The organism is Paraburkholderia sp. FW306-02-B, from assembly GCF_058782725.1.
This window is the reverse complement of sequence record NZ_JBYSXZ010000001.1, coordinates 3,567,850-3,587,707: the sequence shown is the minus strand read 5'-3', so window position 1 is coordinate 3,587,707 and position 19,858 is coordinate 3,567,850. Positions and strand designations below refer to the sequence as shown.

General features: G+C 62.4%; 21 protein-coding genes. 14 read left to right on the top strand and 7 right to left on the bottom strand.

Going from position 1 to position 19,858, the window contains the following annotated elements; translation table 11 throughout:
- Positions 1 to 9 precede the first annotated feature (9 nt).
- Positions 10 to 909, bottom strand: a complete 900-nt coding sequence (locus AC3WOG_RS15875; protein WP_492578871.1) for an alpha/beta hydrolase — start codon at positions 907 to 909, stop codon at positions 10 to 12.
- 240 nt (positions 910 to 1,149) lie between these two features.
- Between AC3WOG_RS15875 and AC3WOG_RS15870 the strand changes: the two genes are divergently transcribed.
- The 6 genes from AC3WOG_RS15870 (at position 1,150) to AC3WOG_RS15845 (ending at position 7,526) form a co-directional block, all read left to right on the top strand.
- Complete coding sequence (locus AC3WOG_RS15870; RefSeq protein ID WP_492578870.1) at positions 1,150 to 2,184, top strand: methionine ABC transporter ATP-binding protein; 1,035 nt, start codon at positions 1,150 to 1,152, stop codon at positions 2,182 to 2,184.
- Positions 2,174 to 2,827: a methionine ABC transporter permease gene (locus tag AC3WOG_RS15865; RefSeq protein WP_492578869.1), complete on the top strand. Its 654-nt coding sequence runs from the start codon at positions 2,174 to 2,176 to the stop codon at positions 2,825 to 2,827. Before AC3WOG_RS15870 ends, AC3WOG_RS15865 begins: the two co-directional genes overlap by 11 nt.
- A gap of 64 nt (positions 2,828 to 2,891) precedes the next feature.
- Positions 2,892 to 3,692 (top strand): MetQ/NlpA family ABC transporter substrate-binding protein, encoded by an 801-nt coding sequence (locus tag AC3WOG_RS15860; RefSeq protein ID WP_492578868.1) that lies wholly within the window; start codon positions 2,892 to 2,894, stop codon positions 3,690 to 3,692.
- 237 nt (positions 3,693 to 3,929) lie between these two features.
- Positions 3,930 to 4,679, top strand: coding sequence for an electron transfer flavoprotein subunit beta/FixA family protein (locus tag AC3WOG_RS15855; RefSeq protein WP_492578867.1), 750 nt, complete (start codon positions 3,930 to 3,932; stop codon positions 4,677 to 4,679).
- 22 nt (positions 4,680 to 4,701) lie between these two features.
- Positions 4,702 to 5,637, top strand: coding sequence for an electron transfer flavoprotein subunit alpha/FixB family protein (locus AC3WOG_RS15850; protein ID WP_492578866.1), 936 nt, complete (start codon positions 4,702 to 4,704; stop codon positions 5,635 to 5,637).
- Positions 5,638 to 5,738: 101 nt separating this feature from the next.
- Complete coding sequence (locus AC3WOG_RS15845; RefSeq protein ID WP_492578865.1) at positions 5,739 to 7,526, top strand: acyl-CoA dehydrogenase; 1,788 nt, start codon at positions 5,739 to 5,741, stop codon at positions 7,524 to 7,526.
- Between the two features lie 149 nt (positions 7,527 to 7,675).
- On the opposite strand, the gene AC3WOG_RS15840 is transcribed toward AC3WOG_RS15845, so the two are convergent.
- The gene (locus AC3WOG_RS15840) at positions 7,676 to 8,962 is read right to left on the bottom strand and encodes a D-amino acid dehydrogenase (protein ID WP_492578864.1); all 1,287 of its coding nucleotides are present in this window, start codon (positions 8,960 to 8,962) and stop codon (positions 7,676 to 7,678) included.
- 158 nt (positions 8,963 to 9,120) lie between these two features.
- Here AC3WOG_RS15840 and AC3WOG_RS15835 point away from each other — a divergent pair, with 158 nt between their 5' ends.
- A complete protein-coding gene (locus AC3WOG_RS15835; protein ID WP_492578863.1) occupies positions 9,121 to 9,609 on the top strand; it encodes an Lrp/AsnC ligand binding domain-containing protein in 489 nt (162 codons plus the stop codon).
- Positions 9,610 to 9,719: 110 nt separating this feature from the next.
- Positions 9,720 to 10,853: a PA0069 family radical SAM protein gene (locus AC3WOG_RS15830; RefSeq protein WP_492578862.1), complete on the top strand. Its 1,134-nt coding sequence runs from the start codon at positions 9,720 to 9,722 to the stop codon at positions 10,851 to 10,853.
- A 15-nt stretch (positions 10,854 to 10,868) separates the two neighbouring features.
- On the opposite strand, the gene AC3WOG_RS15825 is transcribed toward AC3WOG_RS15830, so the two are convergent.
- A complete protein-coding gene (locus AC3WOG_RS15825) occupies positions 10,869 to 11,336 on the bottom strand; it encodes an NINE protein (RefSeq protein WP_492578861.1) in 468 nt (155 codons plus the stop codon).
- A 194-nt stretch (positions 11,337 to 11,530) separates the two neighbouring features.
- Positions 11,531 to 12,631, bottom strand: coding sequence for a PQQ-dependent sugar dehydrogenase (locus AC3WOG_RS15820; RefSeq protein WP_492578860.1), 1,101 nt, complete (start codon positions 12,629 to 12,631; stop codon positions 11,531 to 11,533).
- A 301-nt stretch (positions 12,632 to 12,932) separates the two neighbouring features.
- Here AC3WOG_RS15820 and rpsP point away from each other — a divergent pair, with 301 nt between their 5' ends.
- From rpsP to AC3WOG_RS15790, 6 genes are all read left to right on the top strand, one after another.
- Positions 12,933 to 13,187: a 30S ribosomal protein S16 gene (rpsP, locus tag AC3WOG_RS15815; RefSeq protein WP_006050280.1), complete on the top strand. Its 255-nt coding sequence runs from the start codon at positions 12,933 to 12,935 to the stop codon at positions 13,185 to 13,187.
- A gap of 129 nt (positions 13,188 to 13,316) precedes the next feature.
- Positions 13,317 to 14,045: a ribosome maturation factor RimM gene (gene rimM / locus AC3WOG_RS15810; RefSeq protein ID WP_492578859.1), complete on the top strand. Its 729-nt coding sequence runs from the start codon at positions 13,317 to 13,319 to the stop codon at positions 14,043 to 14,045.
- A gap of 24 nt (positions 14,046 to 14,069) precedes the next feature.
- Entirely contained in the window at positions 14,070 to 14,837 is a 768-nt protein-coding gene (trmD, locus tag AC3WOG_RS15805; protein ID WP_132373527.1) for a tRNA (guanosine(37)-N1)-methyltransferase TrmD, read from the top strand.
- A gap of 144 nt (positions 14,838 to 14,981) precedes the next feature.
- Entirely contained in the window at positions 14,982 to 15,368 is a 387-nt protein-coding gene (rplS, locus tag AC3WOG_RS15800; RefSeq protein ID WP_020069334.1) for a 50S ribosomal protein L19, read from the top strand.
- A 93-nt stretch (positions 15,369 to 15,461) separates the two neighbouring features.
- Complete coding sequence (locus AC3WOG_RS15795) at positions 15,462 to 16,169, top strand: CoA pyrophosphatase (RefSeq protein ID WP_492578858.1); 708 nt, start codon at positions 15,462 to 15,464, stop codon at positions 16,167 to 16,169.
- A 129-nt stretch (positions 16,170 to 16,298) separates the two neighbouring features.
- Positions 16,299 to 17,237 carry a CobD/CbiB family protein gene (locus AC3WOG_RS15790; RefSeq protein WP_408495467.1) on the top strand — a complete coding sequence of 313 codons (939 nt, stop codon included), beginning with the start codon at positions 16,299 to 16,301 and terminating at the stop codon, positions 17,235 to 17,237.
- Positions 17,238 to 17,324: 87 nt separating this feature from the next.
- Here the strand turns inward: AC3WOG_RS15790 and AC3WOG_RS15785 are convergent, their stop codons facing one another.
- From AC3WOG_RS15785 to AC3WOG_RS15775, 3 genes are read right to left on the bottom strand one after another with little or no spacing between them, the layout of a single operon-like run.
- Positions 17,325 to 17,645 (bottom strand): putative signal transducing protein, encoded by a 321-nt coding sequence (locus AC3WOG_RS15785; protein WP_492578857.1) that lies wholly within the window; start codon positions 17,643 to 17,645, stop codon positions 17,325 to 17,327.
- A 1-nt stretch (position 17,646) separates the two neighbouring features.
- A complete protein-coding gene (gene rsgA, locus AC3WOG_RS15780; RefSeq protein ID WP_492578856.1) occupies positions 17,647 to 18,597 on the bottom strand; it encodes a ribosome small subunit-dependent GTPase A in 951 nt (316 codons plus the stop codon).
- Complete coding sequence (locus AC3WOG_RS15775; protein WP_492578855.1) at positions 18,594 to 19,853, bottom strand: M48 family metallopeptidase; 1,260 nt, start codon at positions 19,851 to 19,853, stop codon at positions 18,594 to 18,596. The genes rsgA and AC3WOG_RS15775 overlap by 4 nt, the downstream gene beginning before the upstream one ends.
- Positions 19,854 to 19,858 lie beyond the last annotated feature (5 nt).

Here is a 19,858-nt window from a genome sequence, read left to right as displayed (position 1 = left end):
ACTGAGCGCTCAGACTTTAGAAGCCCGCGCCTCGATCCACGCAATCAACTCTCCGATCACCCGGTCGCGGTCCAGATCGTTCATTGTCTCGTGATAGCTGTCTTCGTACAGCGTGAGCGTTTTGTCCGGCGAGCCCGCGTGCTGGCCGAAATCGCGGCTGCCATCCGGTTCGGTGAGCTTGTCCGCGGTGCCGTGGTACACCAGCAGCGGCACCCGCAAGCCCGCGCGGCCGCGTTCGATGCGCGCCATCGCCAGCAGAAGCTCCGCGCCGGTGCGCGCGGGGATCGCGCCGTGATGAACCAGCGGGTCATTGCGATTGGCGTTGACCACTGACGGAAGGCGCGACAGCAAAGCCGCGTCGATCTTCATTGCCGGGAAGCTCGGCCAGAGGCGGCTGATCACCTGGCTCAGCTTGAGCATCCAGCGTGGCACGTCGTGACCGGGCGCGAGTGCGGGGCTCGAGAGGATTAGACCGCTCAGCTGACGCCCGCTCGCCTCGATCCGCTCGATCGTATACAGCGCGGCGACTGCGCCGCCCATGCTGTGGCCCATCAGGAACAGCGGTGCGCTGCTGCTGGCCACTGCATCGAATAAGGCCCGGGCGTCGAGCAGATAGTCGTCGAAACGATCGACCCTGGCGCGTTTGCCGGGCGCATGCCCATGCCCGCGCAAATCGATCGCGACCAGTTCGAGGCCGGCCGCATTCAGACGCGCGGCCAGCGCGGCGTAGCGCCCCGCGTGCTCCGCGAGCCCGTGCACCAGCGCGACCGTGGCGCGCAGCGGCACAGTGGCCGGCCAGCGATATAAGGGCAGTTCGAAGCCGTCGCTCGTCGTGACCGTCGAGAGCAGCGGGGCGCCGCTGCGGATGCCCTCGGCGGCACGCGCATTGCTGGGTTGGGTTGTCTCCATAGCCGCCACTTGTCCTGTTTTTGATCCGCCCGATCATAGTCGCAGCGGTTGAGCGTACGCGAGAATCGCTTACCGGGCGCGCCTCTAATTCTCTTTGGTTATGAAAAGATCGTAATTGATTATTAAGGGGAATGTTGACGCTGCGGTAGAATTGCGGGCTCAAATCCCAATAAAAGCAACGGCGGCCGCTTGTCGGGAGCGCACAACGCTCGCTGGCAAACTCCGCCGTTTCGTTTTTCCATGATCGAAATACGCAATATTTCTCAGCGCTTCGCGGGGCCCCGGGGCTGGGTCGAGGCGCTGCACAACGTCAATCTGTCGATTCCTGCGGGTGAGGTGTTCGGCATTATCGGCCGCAGCGGCGCGGGCAAGAGTACGCTCGTGCGTACCATTAACCTGCTGACGCGCCCGACCGAAGGCAACATCGTCGTCAACGGCCGCGATCTGACGACGCTGCCTTCAGCGCAATTGCGCGAGGCGCGCCGCGAGATCGGCATGATCTTCCAGCACTTTAACCTGCTGTCGTCGCGCACGGTGTTCGACAACGTCGCGTTGCCGCTCGAACTGGCCGGCATGAAGCGCGCGGAGATCGAGGCGAACGTGCTGCCCTTGCTCGCTCTGGTCGGGTTGTCGGCACAGAAGGATCGTTATCCGGCGCAGATCAGCGGCGGGCAGAAGCAGCGCGTCGGCATCGCGCGTGCTCTGGCGAGCAAACCGAAGGTGCTGCTCTCCGACGAGGCGACCTCCGCGCTCGATCCCGAGACGACCCGCGCGATTCTCGATCTGCTCAAGCGCATCAATCGCGAGCTCAACCTCACCGTCGTGCTGATCACGCACCAGATGGACGTGATCAAGCAGGTCTGCGACCGCGTCGCGGTGCTGGACGCGGGCCGTGTCGTCGAGCAGGGCAAGGTCATCGACGTGTTCCTGCAACCGCATCACGAAGTCACGCGCGCGCTGATCGGCGACGTGATCGCGCAAGAACTGCCGCCCGCGATGAAAGCGCGCGTCGCCGAACGCCTGAAGACCGGCAGCGGCCATTTGCTGCGTCTCGCGTTCACGGGCTCGGGCGTCGATCAGCCGATTTTGTCCGAGACGATTCGCCGCTATGAACTCGACTTCAACATCCTGCATGGCCAGATTGACGAGATCCAGGGGCAGGCGTTCGGCTCGCTCGCCGTGCTCGCGGGTGGCGAACCGACGAAGGTCGCACAGGCGCTGACGTATCTGCGTGACCAGGGTGTGGTGGTAGAGGAGCTGTCGTATGTTGAGTGAAATGTTCGATATGTTCGTCCAGTCGTTCTGGGAAACGCTCGTGATGGTGGGCATTTCCGGACTGGTCGGCGCGGTGGTCGGTTTGCCGCTCGGCGTGCTGTTGTATTTGACGGACCGTCAGGGCGTGCTGCAGAACATCGCCGTGAACCGCGTCATGGGCGTGGTCGTCAACGCCGTGCGTTCGACGCCGTTCATCATCTTGCTGGTCGCGGTGATTCCGTTCACGCGGCTGGTGGTGGGTTCGTCGATCGGTACCGCCGCGGCAGTGGTGCCGCTGACGATCGCCGCCGCGCCGTTCATCGCGCGTCTGGTCGAAACCGCTTTGCGCGAAGTCGATCGCGGTCTGATCGAAGCCGCGCAGGCGATGGGCGCGACCACCAGTCAGATCGTCTTCAAGGTGCTGTTGCCGGAATCGTTGCCGGGCGTGGTGGCCGGTTTGACGATCACGTTCGTGTCGCTGGTCGGCTATTCGGCGATGGCCGGTGCGATCGGCGGCGGCGGGCTCGGCGATCTGGGCATCCGTTATGGGTACCAGCGTTTTTTGCCGGAAGTGATGTTGACGGTCGTGGTGATTCTGATCGTCTTTGTGCAACTGGTGCAGTCGTTCGGGGATTGGCTCGTGCGTCGTTTGAGCCATAAGTAAAACGCGATAACAGGGGTCGTCGGAACCCGCTAAACAGAATCGATAGATTCGGAAAAGGTCCATCATGCAACGTCGTTTCATTCTCAAGCTTGCCGCCACGCTCGGCGCCGCGTCGCTGTTCGCCACGGCCACCGCTGCGCACGCTGACGATTCGATCAAGGTCGGCGTGACCGGCGGTCCGCACGCGCAGATCATGGAAGTCGTGAAGACGGTCGCGGCGAAGAACGGTCTGAACATCAAGATCGTCGAGTTCTCCGACTACGTGCAGCCGAACGCGGCGCTGGCCGGCGGCGACCTCGATGCCAACAGCTACCAGCACGACCCGTACTTGCAGGCGCAGGTGAAGGATCGCGGCTACAAGCTGATCCGCGTCGCCGACACGGTTACGTTCCCGATGGGCATCTACTCGAAGAAGGTGAAGTCGCTGGCCGAGTTGCAGCCGGGTGCGAAGATCGCCGTGCCGAACGATCCGACCAATGGCGGCCGCGCACTGTTGCTGCTGCAAAAGCAGGGTCTGCTGAAACTGAAGGCGGATGCCGGCCTGAAGGCGACGCCGCTCGACATCGTCGACAACCCTAAGAAGCTGAAGATCGTCGAACTCGACGCCGCGCAAATCCCGCGTTCGCTGAACGACGTGGACGCCGCCGCGATCAACACCAACTTCGCGATGGAAGCGGGCCTGAAGCCGAAGCAGGACGCCATTGCGATCGAAGACCCGAAGGGTCCGTACGTGAACATCATCGCGATCCGCGAAGCCGACCGTAACAAGCCGTGGGTCGCCAAGCTGGTCGCGGCGTATCACTCGCCGGACGTGAAGCAGTTTGTCGAAAGCAAATTCGGCGGGTCGGTGATCACCGCCTGGTGATCTGACGGCCACTTGACGTAGCAAGACATGGCGGCAAAGCAAAATTAGAGTCGTAAGTCTTAACCCGGGGTTGCCGCCCGGGTTTTTTAGAGATTAAAATAGAACGACCGTTCGATATTGCCGTCACGCCGCTGAGGAGCGATATCCTCCTGCTAAAGCGCCCGCGACGCGGCTGCCGTAAGGGCAGTCGCTATAATGTTCGTTGGGTTGACGTATTCGTAACTTTGGAGCGTGTGCATGAAAATCCTGGTGCCAGTCAAGAGAGTGGTCGACTACAACGTGAAGGTCCGGGTGAAGTCGGACGGCACGGGCGTCGACATCGCGAACGTGAAGATGTCGATGAATCCGTTCGACGAAATCGCGGTGGAGGAAGCGGTTCGTCTGAAGGAAGCGGGCGTGGCGACCGAAGTGATCGCCGTGTCGGCGGGTGTCGCGCAATCGCAGGAAACGCTGCGCACGGCGCTGGCGATCGGCGCGGACCGCGCGATCCTGATCGAATCCAATGAAGAGCTGCAGCCGCTGGCGGTCGCCAAGCTGCTCAAGGCGCTGGTCGACAGGGAGCAGCCTGCGCTCGTGATTCTGGGCAAGCAGGCGATCGACGACGATTCGAACCAGACCGGCCAGATGCTCGCCGCGCTGGCTAATCTGCCGCAGGCGACGTTTGCCTCGAAGGTTGTCGTCGCGGACGGCAAGGCAACCGTGTCGCGCGAAGTGGACGGCGGCGCCGAAACGCTGTCGCTGAAGCTGCCGGCTGTGGTCACCACCGATCTGCGTCTGAACGAGCCGCGTTATGTCACGCTGCCGAACATCATGAAGGCGAAGAAGAAGCCGCTGGAAGTCATCAAGCCGGAAGACCTGGGTGTCGACGTTGCGCCGCGCCTGAAGACGCTGAAAGTCGCCGAGCCGCCGAAGCGCTCCGCCGGTGTGATGGTGCCGGATGTGAAGACGCTGGTCGAGAAGCTGAAGACCGAAGCCAAGGTGCTTTAAGTAATACGCGGAGACAGAGCAAATGACGAATCTGGTAATAGCAGAACACGACAGTGCGTCGATCAAGGCCGCGACACTGAACACGATTGCAGCCGCGCAGAAGATTGGCGGCGACATTCACGTGCTGGTGGCAGGTCACAACGCACAGGCGGCGGCCGATGCCGCGGCGAAGATTGCAGGGGTTTCGAAGGTGCTGCTCGCTGACGCGCCGCAACTTGAAGCGGGCCTCGCAGAAAACGTCGAAGCGACGGTGATGAACATTGCGAAGGATTACTCGCACATCCTCGCGCCGGCCACCGCATACGGCAAGAACATCGCGCCGCGTATCGCCGCGAAGCTCGACGTCGCGCAGATCAGCGACATCACGGCAGTGGATTCGGCGGATACGTTCGAACGTCCGATCTACGCCGGTAACGCGATCGCAACGGTTCAATCTCAAGATCCGATCAAGGTCATCACGGTCCGCACGACGGGTTTCGACGCGGTCGCGGCCGTTGGCGGCAGCGCAACGGTGGAGAAGATCGAAGCAGCAGCGGACGCAGGCATCACGCAGTTCGTGAGCCGTGAAGTGACGAAGCTGGACCGTCCGGAACTGACGTCGGCGAAGATCATCGTGTCGGGTGGCCGGGGGCTGGGCAACGGCGAGAACTACACCAGGGTTCTGGAACCGCTGGCGGACAAGCTGAACGCCGCACTGGGCGCATCGCGCGCGGCAGTGGATGCGGGCTTCGTGCCGAACGACTACCAGGTGGGACAAACCGGCAAGATCGTCGCGCCGCAGCTGTACGTGGCAGTCGGCATCTCGGGTGCGATCCAGCATCTGGCCGGCATGAAGGACTCGAAGGTGATCGTGGCGATCAACAAGGACCCGGAAGCGCCGATTTTCAGCGTGGCCGATTACGGTCTGGTGGGCGACCTGTTCACGGTCGTGCCGGAACTCGTTAGCGAGCTCGGCTAACCACCAAGGCGTCCTGTAAAAAGGCGTCTGGCAGCGAATGAAGGGCGCAGGACCTATCAAGTCCAGCGCCCTTTTTATATCAAGGCAGGAGGAGAACTGACATGTATAACGCGCCCATCAAGGACATGCTGTTCGCGATGAAAGAGCTGGCCGGTCTCGAAGAGATCGCTAAATTGCCCGGCTTCGAAGACGCGAATCTCGACACGGCTCAAGCCGTGCTCGAAGAGTCGGCGAAACTGTGCGGCGAAGTGCTGGCACCGCTGAACGTCGAAGGCGACCGCAACCCGAGTAGCTGGAAGGACGGCGTGGTTACCGCGACGCCCGGGTTCAAGGACGCCTTCCGCCAGTTCGCGGAAGGCGGCTGGCAAGGCGTGCAACACCCGGTCGACTACGCGGGCCAGGGGCTGCCGAAGCTGATCGCCACGCCGTGCGTCGAGATGCTCAATGCGTCGAACCTGTCGTTCGCGCTGTGTCCGCTGCTGACCGACGGCGCGATCGAAGCACTGCTCACCGCCGGCACCGAAGCGCAAAAACAAACCTATGTGCCCAAGCTGATTTCCGGCGAATGGACCGGCACGATGAACCTGACCGAGCCGCAGGCCGGCTCCGATCTCGCGCTGGTGCGCACGCGCGCCGAGCCGCAAGGCGATGGTTCGTTCAAGCTGTTCGGCACGAAGATTTTCATCACGTGGGGCGAGCACGATATGGCGAAGAACATTGCCCATCTCGTGCTGGCGCGCACGCCGAACGCGCCGGAAGGCGTGAAGGGCATTTCGCTTTTCATCGTGCCAAAGTTTCTCGTCAACGAAGACGGCTCGCTCGGTGAGCGCAACGACGTGCATTGCGTGTCGATCGAGCACAAGCTCGGCATCAAGGCGAGCCCGACGGCGGTGCTGCAATTCGGCGATCACGGCGGCGCGATCGGTCACCTGATCGGCGAAGAAAATCGCGGCCTCGAATACATGTTCATCATGATGAACGCGGCGCGTTTCGCCGTGGGCATGCAGGGCGTCGGCGTGTCGGACCGCGCGTATCAGAAAGCGGTCGCGTACGCGAAGGATCGCGTGCAGAGCCGCCCTGTGGATGGCTCCGCGAAGCAATCTGTTGCGATCATTCAGCACCCGGACGTGCGCCGCATGCTGTCGACGATGCGTGGCCTGACCGAAGCGTCGCGTGCATTGGCCTACGTTGCCGCCGCCCACTGCGATATCGCGCATCGTCACCCGGACGAAGCAAAACGCGCCGAGCATCAGGCGATCTACGAATACCTCGTGCCGATCGTGAAGGGCTGGAGCACGGAGCTGTCGATCGACGTGACGAGTCTTGGCGTGCAGGTGCACGGCGGCATGGGCTTCATCGAAGAAACGGGCGCCGCGCAGTACTACCGCGACGCGCGCATCCTGCCGATCTACGAAGGCACGACCGCGATCCAGGCGAACGATCTGATCAGCCGCAAGACGGTGCGAGACGGCGGCGCGGTGGCGAAGTCGCTGCTGGCTGACGTTGCTGAAACCGTCGAAGCGCTCGGCGCACAGCAGGGCCCGGCGTTCGAATCGATGAAGAAGTATCTGGCGCAAGGGCATCGGTCGCTGAGCGCCGCGGTCGATTTCGTTGTCGGTCATACGAAATCGGATCCCAATGCAGTGTTCGCCGGCAGCGTGCCGTATCTGAAGCTCGCGGGCATCGTGCTGGGCGGTTGGCAGATGGCGCGCGCGTTGCTCGTGGCTGCTGAAAAGCGCGCCGAAGATCCGTCGTTCTACGGCGCCAAGATTGCCACCGCGCAGTTCTATGCCGAGCACGTGTTGCCGCAAGCGTCGGCACTGGAAGCTTCGATCGTTAGCGCTAAGGGCGGCGAGGGTGTGCTGGCGTTGTCGGAAGATCAGTTCTGATGCTTCACTTATCTCGAGCGATGTAGCGAAAGCTCGTGCGTAAAAAACAAACGGCGCCTTGTGGAGGCGCCGTTTGTTTTTGTCAGGCCGGTCTGTCCGTGATAACAATCCTGCGCAGACCGGCTCAACCGCTCGCGAAGCGTTGAAGCTTAAGCATAAGCCGGACGATGCGCTTCGGCGCTCTCGCCGAGATAGCGGTGCACCGACAGGTCGTCCGCCTTGATCGCGGGTTGCTTGCCCGACATCACATCGGCCAGCAACTGACCCGAGCCGCACGACATCGTCCAGCCGAGCGTGCCGTGGCCCGTGTTCAGGAACAGGTTCGGCACGGGCGTGCGGCCGACGATCGGCGTGCCGTCCGGCGTCATCGGGCGCAGGCCAGTCCAGAAGGTGGCCTTCGACGTATCGCCGCCGCCCGGGAACAGATCGTTCACGCACAGATCAAGCGTTTCGCGGCGCGCCTGGCGCAACGACTTGTCGAAGCCGACGATCTCCGCCATGCCGCCGACGCGAATCCGGTCGTTGAAGCGCGTGATCGCGATCTTGTAGGTTTCGTCGAGCACGGTCGAGACCGGCGCGGCCGCCGCGTTGACGATTGGCGCGGTGATCGAATAGCCCTTGAGCGGATAGACCGGAATCTTCACGAGGCCGGACAGGAATTTGGTCGAGTACGAACCGAGCGCGACGACGAACGAATCCGCGCGCACCAGCTCGCTGCCGCACTGCACGCCGGCGATGCGGTCGCCCGCCATCGCGAGTGCGTCGATCGGCGTGTTGTAGCGGAATATGACGCCCAGTTGCTCGGCCAGCGCCGCGAGGCGCGTGGTGAACATCTGGCAGTCGCCGGTTTCGTCGCCCGGCAGACGCAGGCCGCCCGTCAGCTTGTGCGAGACCGCGGCGAGCGCCGGTTCGGCTTGAGCGAGTTCCGCGGCCGACAGTAGTTCGTACGGCACATTGGCGTCTTTCAGCACCGAGATGTCTTTCGTGGCGCCGTCGAATTGTTGTTGCGTGCGGAACACCTGCAGCGTGCCGCCGGTACGGCCTTCGTACTGGATACCGGTGTCGGCGCGCAGCGCTTGCAGACAATCGCGGCTATATTCGGCAAGACGGACCATGCGGCCCTTGTTTACCGCATAACGCGACTCCGTGCAGTTCTGCAGCATCTGCCACATCCATTGCAGCTGGAATTGCGTGCCGTCGAGGCGGATCGCCAGCGGCGCATGCTTCTGGAACATCCACTTGACCGCCTTCAGCGGCACGCCAGGCGCCGCCCACGGCGATGCATAGCCCGGTGAAATCTGGCCGGCGTTGGCAAAACTGGTTTCGAGCGCCGGGCCGGCCTCGCGATCGATCACGGTCACGTCATGACCCGCACGCGCCAGATAATAAGCACTCGTCACCCCGACGACGCCACTGCCCAAAACGACGACTCGCATAGTTGCTCCGACAAGATTTGAGGGCGGTGTGTTCGTCGATTCGTTTTGATTCGTTCGATTCACGAGGTGTAACGCGGTTCGCCCAGTGTTATCCGCTATACTATTAACAGTTAGGTAGGTTTTGTTATTGTATTTTCAAGATTTTCAGCAAAAACACCATGCGTACACAGCGCCACCCGGTTCGCGCCCTCGACAAACTCGATCACAGGATCCTGCGGCTGCTGCAGGAGGACGGCCGCATGGCGATGAAAGACCTCGCCGAGCAGGTCGGGCTGTCGGTCACGCCGTGCATTGAGCGCGTCAAGCGCATGGAGCGTGACGGCGTGATCACCGGCTATCACGCGCACGTGAATCCCGCGGAATTGGGCGCGGCGTTGCTGGTGTTCGTCGAAATCACGCTCGATCACAAAAGCGGCAACATGTTCGACCAGTTCCGCCGCGAGGTGCAAAAGATCCCCGAGGTGCTGGAGTGCCACCTCGTTTCGGGCGATTTCGACTATCTGATCAAGGCGCGTATCGGCGAAATGGCCGACTACCGGAAGCTGCTGGGCGACATCCTGCTGCAACTGCCCGGCGCGGTGCAGTCGAAGAGCTATGTGGTGATGGAAGAGATCAAGGAAACGCTGACCATCGCGGTCGGCGATTAAGCGGCTTGGTAGGACGAGGCTGGGCTCGACAAACGGCGTAAACACTGTATATTTATACAGGTGTTCTGCGCTATTTTTGTTTACCGTCTTTGTTTTTGCCTGCTCGAGCCGTGACCCGTCCCGACACCGAATTTCCAATCTCTCCGCCAGCGCCTCGCAAGGGTCGCGGCGCGGTGACGAACCTGCAGGGCCGCTATGAAGTCGACCAGCGCGAAGCGGTGGACGACGGCTGGCTGCCGTCCAGCGAGGATGACGATGAGCCGAAGGTCTTGCGCACCCAGGTATTCGAAGAGCACGCCAAGACCATTCTCACCCGCAATGCGTCGCCGGATATCCCGTTTAGCGTGTCGCTGAATCCGTATCGCGGCTGTGAACACGGCTGTATATATTGTTTCGCGCGGCCCACGCATAGTTATTTAGGTCTGTCGCCCGGGCTCGATTTCGAAAGCCGCATCTATGCGAAGGTCAATGCGCCGGAATTGCTCGAGCGCGAACTGTCGAAGAAGTCCTATGTGCCGGAGCCCATTGCCCTGGGCGTCAATACAGACGCATGGCAGCCCGCCGAGCGCGACTTGCGCCTCACGCGGCGGGTGATCGAGGTGCTCAGCGAGCGCGGCCAACCGTTTGCGGCGATCACCAAATCGTCGCTGATCGAGCGCGATATCGATCTGCTCGCGCCGATGGCGGCGCACGGGCAGTTCATGGCGGCGATCACGATCACCACGCTGGATGCGGACATCGCCCGCACGCTCGAACCGCGAGCGGCCACGCCGTCGCGCCGCTTGCGCACGATCCGTACATTGAGCGAGGCGGGGATTCCCGTAGGCGTGAGCATCGCGCCGGTGATTCCGTTCGTCACCGAACCGGACATGGAGCGCGTGCTGGAAGCCTGCGCGGAGGCTGGAGCAAGCAATGCGAGCTATATCGTGCTGCGCTTGCCGTGGGAAGTCGCGCCGCTATTCAAGGATTGGCTTGCGGCGCATTTCCCCGATCGTGCGGATCGGGTAATGAGTCGTGTGCGCGATATGCGAGGCGGGAAGGACTACGACTCGTCGTTCGCGCATCGAATGAAGGGCGAGGGCTTGTGGGCGGATCTGCTCAAGCAGCGGTTCCACAAAGCGGTGCGCCGTCTTGGTCTGAACGAGCGGGATCGCGGGATCCTGGATATGTCGCACTTTCGCCGTATCGAGCCGTTGCGCCCGGCCCAGCCGGCGAGCGACGATCCGCAACTCGATCTTTTTTAGCGCAGTGGCGGCGCATTATTGCGACAGCGCTTTGGCCGCTTGCACCTGGCTTTCGAAGTATGTCTGGAACGAGATTGCGAGGCCCGTCATCAGCAGGAACGCGCCGATCAGCAGCGAAAAGATCACGACGAAAATAACCGTCCAGCCAGAGCGGCTCTTGCGTTGGGTTTGTGCGTTGAACTGCGCGTCCCATTTTTCGTCAAGACGCAGGCCGTAGACGATCGCAGCGAGAAACGCCGCAAGCAGCGAAACTGCGCCGGGAAATGCCAGCACCCAGCCGAGCATCGAGGTCCGCTCGCTTGCCACTACCAGCATGGCGCCCGGAATGCCGATCAGTGTGCCGATCAGATGTGCCCAGCCGTAGATGTCGCGCAGTCCATAGAGATAGAAGCGATGTGCACCGAGGCTGCCGAAGAAGAACGCCAGCGCGGCGGTAATCGTCTTGGATCTGAAGCGCGGGGAAGTCGAAGCAAGGGTGGACATGTAGGCGAGAGCAGAGTGACAGGCGGTCGAAAGGAGCGGCGCGCCGGTGGACGCGGACCGACGCGCATTCTACGCCCGCCGCGCGTCGGCGGTCACGCGACGTGCGGCCACATCCGCGGCGCGGGTGATGAGGCGGTGCCGATTTGTGCGTGCTTCGGCGCTTGTGTGCCCCGGCGAGGAGGTCAGCGCACGGCTCACGGTGCTTTATACGTAACGCGATAGACCGCGCCCGCGTAATCGTCGCTGATCAGAAGCGACCCGTCGGGCATCGGCAGTACGTCGACAGGGCGGCCCCATATTGCTTCGCCGGGTTGAAGCCAGCCTTCGGCAAATACTTCCTGGCGCGCGTTGCTGCCGTTCGGACGGGTGATCACCCGCACGACGCGGTAACCGACCTTAGTGCTGCGATTCCATGAGCCGTGCTCGGCGATGAAAATATTGTCGCGATAAGCGGCCGGAAACATTGGACCGCTGTAAAACCGCATGCCGAGCGACGCGACGTGGGCGCCGAGTTTGACCACCGGCGGGGTAAATGAGCTGCACGGGTGGTCTTTGCCGAATTCGGGGTCGGGCGTGTCGCCGCCGTGGCAGAATGGAAAGCCGAAATCCATGCCGGCGCGCGGCGCGTGGTTCAGCTTATCGTCCGGCACGTCGTCGCCCATCAGGTCGCGGCCGTTGTCGGTGAACCACAGTTCGTGCGTGACCGGGTGCCACGCGAAGCCGACCGTATTGCGTACGCCGCGCGCCACCACCTCATAATGGCTGCCGTCCGGGTCCATTCGCCCGATCATTGCGAAGCGGTCGCGGTCTTTCAGGCAGACGTTGCAGGGCGCGCCTTGCGGCACGTACAGTTTGCCGTCTGGCCCGAAAGCAATGAATTTCCAGCCGTGATGCGTCTCTGTGGGCAGTTTGTCGGTAACGACAACCGGCGTCGGCGGATCGGTCAGGTGAGTGTCGATCGCATCGAAGCGTAGAATTTTCGATATCGCGGACACATACAGCGCGCCGTCCCGCCACGCGACGCCTGCCGGCGTCTGCAGCCCGGAAGCGATCAGATGGCGAGCCGTTACGCGCCCGTTTTGCAGTTCGAGCGCGTAGACGTGGCCGTCGAGGCTACCTATATAGAGCGTGCCCTTCGGCGAGAGCGCCATCGCTCGCGCGTTCGGCACCGCGTCCGACAATACCTCGATGTGGAAGCCGGGCGGCAATTTGATGCGCTCGACCGGCAACGCGGCCAGCGCTGGCAGGGCGGTGGCGGCAAACCACAGCGCTGCCACGGTGCGTGGAGATCGCATGCGCGCGGCGCGTGTGAAGGCGGTCGGCGGAGCTAATGGGGTAAAAACGGCAATAAGTGTGAACAGCGCAAACAGTACAAACAGCGCAAGCGCAGCGAACAAAAACGCAGACAGCAGCAGGAGTTCCACGGGCGTTCCGTCAGGTAATTCGAGCGTTTCCACGTTGTCTGGCGCGCCGGTCTGTATGGCCGGCGCAACCCCGTCGCTCAGTTTATCCCGGTAAGTGTTTGTTATGGCGTCGGTTTCCCGCTATAATCGCGTGTTTCAGTCGTTCCGCACCCCGGTTTTCAAGGATTCTAATATGGTCATCATCCGCTTGGCTCGTGGCGGCTCCAAGAAGCGCCCGTTCTACAACATCGTCGCAACTGATTCGCGTAACCGTCGTGACGGCCGCTTCATCGAGCGCGTTGGTTTCTACAACCCGGTCGCTACGAAGGGTGAGTCGCTGCGTATCGCTCAAGACCGCCTGACGTACTGGCAAGGCGTTGGCGCACAACTGTCGCCGACCGTCGAGCGTCTCGTGAAAGAAGCGCAAAAGGCGCAGCCGGCTGCTTAATGGTAGCCAGCGTGCGTATCGTCGTCGGTTCGGCCGGCGGCTCGCGCAGCTTGCGTGAGCAGTCCGATGCGCGAGTTATTTTGCAGTTCGTGCTGAAGCAGGCGTCGAAGTTGGTAGCGAGGCTCTCTCATGTCTGAGCGTGATTCCGGCAGTTCAGGTCGCGCCAAGGCGGATCCGCGCGCGAAGACGTCTGATCAGGCGCCATTCGGTGCATTCGTCCGCAAGCCGGTCGAACGAGCCGAAGGCAAGGCGAAAGCCAATGTTGCAGGCGCCGGTTCCAGCGCAGCAGAAGAAATGCGCGCGGAAACAGCGGAAAGCTGGCCGGCCGATGCGGTCGAGGTCGGCGCAATCGTCGACGCTTATGGCCTCAAAGGCTGGGTCAAGGTAGTCGCGCATGCGGATGCCGGCCACGGCGGCGATGCGCTACTGAGCGCGAAGCGCTGGTGGCTCATGAAAGGCCACGAGCGCAAGTCGGCGCCGTCTCTGCAGGCGAAAACGCATAGCGACAGTGTGGTTGCCCATCTGGGCGGCGTCACTGACCGCGATGTGGCGCTGGCACTGCGCGGCTCCCGCGTCTATATCAGCCGCAGCGAATTCCCAGCCCTCGAGGCCGACGAATTCTATTGGGTCGACCTGCTCGGCCTGGATGTGGTGAACGTTGCCGGGGTCGCCCTCGGCAAGGTTGCAGACATGATCGACAACGGCGCGCACTCGGTGTTGCGCATCGAATACCCGGCCACCGATAAAAGCGGTAAGCCGGTCACCGGCGAGCGTTTGATCCCGTTCGTCGGCGTCTTTGTCAAAACGGTGGATCAGGCGGCGAAGCAGATCATCGTCGACTGGGAAGCCGATTACTAAATGAGTCGCTGACCGGAGAGAGCGATGCAGTTCGATGTCGTTACGCTCTTTCCTGACATGTTTCGTGCGCTGACCGACTGGGGTATCACCAGCCGTGCGGCGAAGCAGGAGCGCTACGGGTTGCGTACGTGGAATCCACGCGATTTCACTACGGATAACTACCGCACAATCGACGATCGCCCGTACGGTGGCGGCCCCGGCATGGTCATGCTGGCCAAGCCGCTGGAAGACGCGATCGGCGCGGCGAAAGCGGCGCAGGCGGAGCAGGGCATCGGCGCGTCGCGCGTCGTGATGATGTCACCGCAAGGCGCTACGCTGAATCATGATCGTGTCATGCAGTTTGCTGCCGAACCCGGTCTGATTCTGTTGTGCGGGCGCTATGAAGCGATCGATCAGCGTTTGCTCGACCGCGTCGTCGACGAAGAAGTCAGCCTCGGCGACTTCGTGCTGTCTGGCGGCGAGTTGCCTGCCATGGCGTTGATGGACGCCGTCGTGCGCCAGTTGCCCGGCGTGTTGAACGACTCGCAATCGGCGGTGCAGGACAGTTTCGTCGACGTGCTGCTGGATTGTCCGCATTACACGCGTCCGGAAGAATACGCCGGCGTGCGTGTGCCCGATGTGCTGCTCGGCGGCCATCATGCGGAAATCGAAGCGTGGCGCCGGCGTGAAGCCTTGCGCAACACGTTGAACAAACGGCCCGATCTGATCGTGAAGGCCAGAAAGAACAAGATGTTGAGCCGTGCCGACGAGGCATGGCTTGCGAGTCTCGCGAAGGAAGAGTCGAAGGCGTAAAGCCTTGGTCTTTCGAGCGGACATAGGCGGCGCCGCACATGCGTGTACGGCGCCTGATGTGAACCCATCCTCTATCGGGGCCGTAGCCAAGCGTTTTCCGCGAGGCAGGTACGAACGCCGACAAGATGGACTTAGGAGTCAGTGATGAATCTGATTGCAAAACTCGAGCAGGAAGAAATCGCGCGCGCCCTCGGCGAGAAGACCATCCCCGAATTCGCCCCCGGCGACACGGTGATCGTCAGCGTGAATGTGGTTGAAGGTACGCGTAAGCGTGTTCAGGCTTACGAAGGCGTCGTGATCGCCAAGCGTAACCGTGGTCTGAATTCGTCGTTTATCGTCCGCAAGATCTCGTCGGGCGAAGGCGTCGAGCGTACGTTCCAGACGTACTCGCCGCTGCTGGCAAGCATCGTCGTGAAGCGTCGTGGCGATGTGCGTCGTGCGAAGCTGTACTACCTGCGCGACCGTTCGGGCAAGTCGGCCCGGATCAAGGAAAAGCTGGTCTCGAAAGACCGCGCTGCTTCCCAAGCGTAAATGCTGTAAGAAAAAGCACCCCTCGCGGGTGCTTTTTTGTTTGCCAGGTCAAAATAGAGGCATGTCCCCTATCCGCTCGTTCCGAGAGACCCGTTGACCCGCCCTGTCTTTGAGCCTGAAACTCTGCCTGTCGAAGCGACGGGCGCCGATCTGCCGCCGGTGGCTGCCGGGCGTCTGACGCCCGATGGCCTGCGCGCGCGGTTCGAGCAGCGTCTCTCCTGGACGCCCGAGCCGGTTATCGAAGCGCCCTGGCGCGATACCTATGCCGATCCGCGAGTCGCCGCGGTACTGGTGCCGTTGGTAGTTCGCGATAACGGCTTGACCGTGCTGCTGACGCAGCGCGCCGACCATCTGAACGATCACGCGGGCCAGGTGAGCTTTCCAGGCGGCCGCCACGAACCATTCGATGCCGACGCCATTGCCACCGCGCTGCGCGAAGCACAGGAAGAGGTCGGTCTCGATCCTTTACGCGTCGAGATTCTCGGTGCGTTGCCCGACTATCTGACGGGCACCGGTTTTCGTGTGACACCGGTGATCGGCCTGGTTCATCCGCCGTTCACTTTGAAAGCCGATTCGTTCGAAGTGGCCGAAGTCTTCGAAGTACCGCTTGGTTTTCTGATGAACCCGGCGCATCACGAAGAGCGCGTGTTCCGTTGGGAAGGCGGCGAGCGCCGTTTTTTCGCGATGCCGTATCCGCGTACGGCGTCGGCGGATCTCGAGAATCAGGCGGGCGGCCATCATTTCATCTGGGGCGCGACGGCCGCGATGCTGCGCAACTTCTATCGGTTCCTCGCGGCTTGATTCACACTTGGGCCGCCCTAGGCGGCCATGCAGTTGTTGGCTGTTTGTCAACGTCCGCGCTCAGTCTCATCCGACCCTGTGCTATCGTTATAAAATAATCGTAAAAACTCGAAAAGCACGGCGCATCGCATGACTTTTTTCTCCGTATTGCTGGCTCTGATCATTGAACAGGTGCGCGCGCTGTCGCCGAACAATCCGGTGTCGGCGTTGCTTCAATACCATGCGGAGTCTGCGGCGCACGGATTCGATGCCGGCAAGCCCAAGCATGGCTTGCTTGCATGGCTGGTGGTGGTGGTGCCGTGGACGCTGGCCGTCGCGCTCGTCTACTACGTGCTGTACCACATTCACTTTGCGCTGGCGTTCCTGTGGAACGTCGCGGTCCTTTACTTCACGCTCGGCTTCCGGCAGTTCAGCCATTACTTCACCGATATCCACCTCGCGTTGAATAACGACGATGTGCCGCGCGCGCGTGAAATTCTCAACGAATGGACCGGCCTCGATACGGTCGATATGCCGGTCAGCGAGATCGTGCGTCATACGCTGATCCATGCCGTCGTCGCGTCGCATCGGCATGTGTTCGGTGTGTTCTTCTGGTTCCTGATTCCGGTTGGGCCGGCGGGCGCGGTGCTGTATCGGATCGCCGAATATCTGGCGCGCACGTGGGCACGGCCGGTCGACGATCGTACCGTCGCGTTTTCGAGCTTTGCGCAGCGGGCGTTCTTCGTGATCGACTGGGTGCCTTCGCGGCTGACATCGCTCGGTTTTGCGATCGTCGGCAATTTCGAAGACGCGATTTATGCATGGCGCAACCATGCGCGTCAGTGGCCGGATGCGAACGACGGTGTGTTGCTCGCCGCGGGCAGCGGGGCGCTAGGTGCGCGTTTGAGCGGCCCGCTGGCCGAGCCGTCGAGTCTGGATGCGCTCGCCACCGGCGACGGCGGCCCGATGCAGGTCGGCGACGACTGCACGCCGCGCACGCTGCAATCCGCAGTCGGGCTGGTGTGGCGCGCGGTGGTGCTGTGGATGATCTTGCTGTTGATGCTGACGATCGCGGTGTGGCTCGCTTGAGCGCAAGCCAACGCCAGCGCGCTGCCGCATAAAAGAAAGGCCGGGCAAAAACCCGGCCTTTCTTTTTGTCGCCTCGGTAACCCTGGCTCACCCATCGAGCGGATCGCGCGTCGTCCCACATTGCCAGCACACCGTGAACTGCGCTTCGAGCGTCTCGCCACAATGACCGCAGCGCCAGGTTGGCGCGCCCGCCGCCGGTCCATGCGAAGCTGCCTCGATCAACCGCTGGGCCAGCGCCTCGTCGCGCTCGTCGACGAGCCACAACTCAGGCGCGCACTGATCCGCTGGGATATCGCCGAGCGCACCGTTCAGATAACGGTTGTGCAACTCGCAGGCGATGCCCGCCGCCGCCAGCACGTTGACCCAATGCTGTCCGATGATCAGATTCGGCGCGCGCATCAATTTCATTTCAACGCACGATCTGACTGGCTTCGTGCACCAGTTGCGCGTACAGCGCATGCCGTTCGCGCCGGATGCGGCCCTCGGCGACCGCTTCGAGAATCGCGCAACCCGGCTCGTGCAAGTGATGACAGTTATAGAAACGGCAGTTCGCCAACAGCGGACGAAACTCGGGAAACGCGCGTTCGAGCCGGCCTTCGGTCAGGTGATGGAGGCCGAATTCCTGGAAACCCGGCGAGTCGATCAACGCGCCGCCATCGCCGTCTGGACCGTTCGGCAACGGATAGAGCCGTGTGAAGGTCGTGGTATGACGCCCGCTGTTCAACGCGGTCGAAATTTCGCGGGTCGCGACTTCGGCGTCTGGAATCAGCAGATTCACCAGCGTCGATTTGCCCATCCCGGACTGGCCGAGCAGTAGCGTGGAGTGGTCATGCAGATGCTCGATCAATGCGGCACGGGCGGCATCAGGCTGCGTCTTGATCGACACTTCGACCACCGTATAGCCCAGCGCGCGATAGCGTTCGAGCCGCGCCCGCGCGCCTTCCAGTTCCGCGACAACGTCGATCTTGTTCAGCACGATCAACGGCTTCAGTTCGTTCGCTTCGGCGGCGACCAGTGCGCGGCCGAGCAGGTCTTCGCTGAAATGCGGTTCGGTGGCGAGTACGATCAGCAGCTGATCGAGATTCGCGGCAAATAGCTTCGACTTGTACTGATCCGAGCGATACAGCAGATTGCGCCGTTCGCCGATTTCGACGATCACGCCTTGATCCGCCGAGGTCGGCTCGTAGATCACGCGATCGCCGACTGCCACTTCGCTGCGCTTGCCGCGCGGGAAGCATTGCAGCATCGCGCCGCCGTCTTCGGGGGCGACCAGGTAGTGTCGCCCGTGGGCGGCCACCACCAGGCCGCCTACGTGCGTGCTGGACGGCGCGCGCGGCGCTTTCGGGGAGCGGCCGCTCATGCGTGCCGCAGCAGACGGTCGATCCGCTGCGACGCCGGCGGATGCGAGTAGTAGAACGCGGTGTAGAGCGGGTCCGGCGTCAGTGTGGACGCGTTGTCCTCGTACAGCTTCACGAGCGCGTTGACAAGATCTTGCGCATCGGTTTGCGTCGCGGCGAAGGCGTCGGCTTCGAACTCGTGCTTGCGCGAGCTGAGGCTGCCGAGCGGCGTGACGAAGAACAGGAACACCGGCAGCGCGAGGAAGAACAGCACCAGCGCAAGGCCGCTATTGCCGCCGATTAGCGACGGCCGCACGCCCAGCCCTTCGTAGAACCACACGCTTTCGTTGAGCCAGCCGAGCAGGGCGAGTATCACGAGGCTGAGCGCAAACGTCACGAGCATCCGCTTGATCACGTGACGGCGCTTGAAGTGCCCGAGTTCGTGCGCGAGCACCGCTTCGATCTCGTTGCCCGACAGGCGCGCCAGCAACGTATCGAAGAACACGATCCGCTTGGCCGCGCCGAAGCCGGTGAAATACGCGTTGCCGTGCGCCGAACGGCGGCTGCCGTCCATGACGAACAGGCCCTTCGCGGCGAAACCGCAGCGCCGCATCAGCGCTTCGATACGGTTTTTCAGCGCTTCGTCCTTGAGCGGCTCGAACTTGTTGAAAAGCGGCGCGATAAAGGTCGGATACAGCACCAGCACGAGCATCTGGAACGCGACCCACACGATCCACGTCCACAGCCACCACAGGCTGCCGGCCTGGTTCATCAGCCACAGCACGACAAACAGCAGCGGCAGGCCGAACGCGGCGCCCAGCAGCACGCCTTTGATGCGGTCGAGGAAGAAAATGCCCTTGCTCATCCGGTTGAAGCCGAAGCGTTGCTCGACCACGAACTGACGGTAGTAGTCGAACGGCAGGTCGATCACGCTGGTGATCGCGATCACCGCGGCGACCAGCGCGATCTGGCCGGCGTAGCCGCGGCCGAGCCAGTCGGAGACCGCCAGATCGAGCGCCTGCACGCCGCCGAGCAGCGTCAGGCCGATCAGCACGGCGGCGCTGACGACGACCTCGATCATCGTCAGCCGGGTGCGTTCGACGGTGTAGTCCGCGGCGCGCTGGTGCGCGGTAAGCGCGATGGTGCCGGCAAACTGGCTCGGCACCTGCTCGCGGTGGCCGGCGACGAAGCGGATCTGCCGCGACGCGAGCCACAGTTTGGTGCCGACCATCGCCACGACGGCGACGACGAACAGAACGGTGAAGTACAGGGTAGGCATCCGGG